The 2399-nt window shown below is 43.4% G+C and carries 3 protein-coding genes and 1 pseudogene; 2 read left to right on the forward strand and 2 right to left on the reverse strand.

What is annotated here, in order from left to right; all coding sequences use genetic code 11:
* Both B4K20_RS10200 and B4K20_RS10205 read left to right on the forward strand, forming a co-directional pair.
* On the forward strand, positions 1–817 hold an 817-nt coding region (locus tag B4K20_RS10200; RefSeq protein ID WP_289282805.1), incomplete at its 5' end, for an EAL domain-containing protein.
* Positions 818–1153 carry a hypothetical protein gene (locus B4K20_RS10205; RefSeq protein ID WP_289282806.1) on the forward strand — a complete coding sequence of 112 codons (336 nt, stop codon included), beginning with the start codon at positions 818–820 and terminating at the stop codon, positions 1151–1153.
* A gap of 27 nt (positions 1154–1180) precedes the next feature.
* On the opposite strand, the gene B4K20_RS10210 is transcribed toward B4K20_RS10205, so the two are convergent.
* Both B4K20_RS10210 and B4K20_RS10215 read right to left on the reverse strand, forming a co-directional pair.
* Positions 1181–1987 (reverse strand): quinoprotein dehydrogenase-associated SoxYZ-like carrier, encoded by an 807-nt coding sequence (locus B4K20_RS10210; RefSeq protein ID WP_289282807.1) that lies wholly within the window; start codon positions 1985–1987, stop codon positions 1181–1183.
* A gap of 4 nt (positions 1988–1991) precedes the next feature.
* Positions 1992–2399 (reverse strand): annotated as a pseudogene (locus tag B4K20_RS10215) (MBL fold metallo-hydrolase); the annotation flags it as partial.

A 2399-nucleotide genomic window follows, 5' to 3' on the forward strand; every position in this document is an offset into this window, starting at 1 on the left:
GCAAATTATTAGCCGCCAAGACAAAGTCGGCATGATTGCCAGGGATCTGGTGTATGACCTGCGTCAGGCTATTTACCGCAATGAATTAACGGTTGTTTACGAACCTAAGCATCATCGTGCTGGTCACATTGTGGGCGTTGAAGCGCTGGTACGTTGGACACACCCACGCTACGGCTTTGTGTCCCCTGCCATGCTCGTGATGCTGGCAGAAGACAGTGGCGATATCAACAAACTAGGTAATTGGGTGTTTGAACAATGCTGCATCACTAAAGCCAAATGGAATAAAGAAGGCCATCATGCTCTGACGATGGCAATAAATATTTCACCACTCCAGCTCAATGATAATGCCTTGCCTGCATTTCTCACACGTTGTATTCAACAATACGGACTCAGTACGGATGAAATTGAATTAGAAATTACTGAGTCATCTGAAATTTCTGACTCGAAGCAAGTAGAAAAAATCTTACAGGAAATCAGTGATCTCGGTATTCATCTGGCCATGGATGATTTTGGTATGGGCTACTCATCGCTTTTACATATGCGTCGCTTTACTGTGAATGCGATTAAAATTGATGGGTCGATTACCCGGGATGTGCTAACGAACTCTACCAATGCCGATATTATCCGCACTATCAGTGCATTGGGTAAATCTCAGAAAGTCTCGGTTGTGGCTGAATATGTAGAAACGCTAGAACAAAGAGAGGCCCTAGTGGAAATGGGCTGTGATATATTCCAAGGCTACTATCATAGTCCCCCGTTAAAACCTGAAGATTGCCCTATGTATTTTTTAACTCACCGTATCGAAGGTGCTCAGTAAATGACAAGCGCTGCCAATACAGTCATGACCTTATATAACTGGAATATACTCATTCTTCCCAGTGGTGAGGAAATCTTTGTGGGTTTACGTCAACGGCCAGAAACCGTGCCGCCATTCAAGCCAGTGGATGAAGAAGATGAGTTACTGCCTTTTACATTACGCAATAGCAGTCCTATTAAAGAGTTTAATCAAGCCCAAGGCATAGGCTATACCGAGTCAGGTAAGCGTTATGTTGTGATAGGCCAAGCCAGCGATCCTACCGGCATGATTCAACTGAGCGTGAATCAGATGATGCCGGCTGAACAAATCAACTGGAAATTTCCATTTCATGACTGACTTTCCTGTCAGTCATTAATTACGTCATTAAATTTGTTTTTCTATTGTATAAACCTGTTTTTTATTATCTGTTACTTCTGCTTTCAGCACACCATGCCCTTCTTTGCCCGCCGGTAACACAAAACGCATGCTGGGATCTTCGCTAATAGAAATGCCTGTATCAATGGTCATTAACACTTCATCATCCAATGTTATCAGCATTTTTTCGACATAATGAGCGGGTATGTAACCACGGGTTTTTAAATCCATCTGTAAACCACTGTTGTTAGGGTGGCTGATGACCACCTGAACCGGTTTGGCTTGCTCCGTATCCCCATCACGATAACGAATCTGCATTTTGCCAAGTCTGGCCATTGCCGCTACCTGGTCTTTCGCTGCAGGAGCACTGCAACCACCAGACGCCTTAACAAACCGTTTCACCATATGCAGGCTGCCGTCATTCATTTCTGCTATGGCTCGAATATAGGTGTATTGATCGACCCGCATTCGTGTGGAAATATCCACCGTTTCTAATGCCGGTGATAAATGGAAGTTAGCCGAATATGGCATGGGGTTATTATCAATAAAAACGTGGAGATTTTTGATATACGAATTGGTCGTTTGTGGTTTCTTTGAAATAAGATGAATCGGCACTATCGCCGCATCTTCTGCTCTTTTCGGTGCCTCGATAATTAACCAGTCATCCGCATCTTCTAGAATGGTTTTATCTTCAAAGTAGATTTCTTTCAGGGTTTGCCATTGTTCTTCAGGCTCATCATCAGCCATGCTTAACCACGGCAAGAAGACTAAGCTCAATAAAGCAGCAAAGCCGAAATGTTTTAATAATATTTTCATTGTTCTATTCCCATTCCAGTTCGGTAAAAGCAGCGGTGATGTTGCGTTTATGATAATCATCAAATAACAACCACTTGCCCTTCTCACTCAGACCGACAGATTCGGTTGCTTCGTTGATGGTGCCCATATCATAAATAATGGCTCTGATTTGCTCTCTAATCGTACTGAAATAATGCGCTTCATCATCAAAGGCTTGTTGCCACTCTTCATGTTGAGCAGGTCCATGGCCGGGAATCACCGTATTTAACTTCATGGATTTAAGTGCTTCAATTGTGCTTAGCCAGCCATTAATACTGCCATCCAGGGCTGGAATCCGTTTTACAAAGAGTAGGTCGCCGGTCCATAAGGTTTTGGTTTTTTTATCCAGCACCGTCAGATCATTATCTGTGTGTGAGGTGGGATAGCTGGTCAG

Origin of the sequence: Methylophaga sp. UBA5088, assembly GCF_002414625.1 — a bacterium.
GTDB classification, from domain to species: Bacteria; Pseudomonadota; Gammaproteobacteria; order Nitrosococcales; family Methylophagaceae; genus Methylophaga; species Methylophaga marina.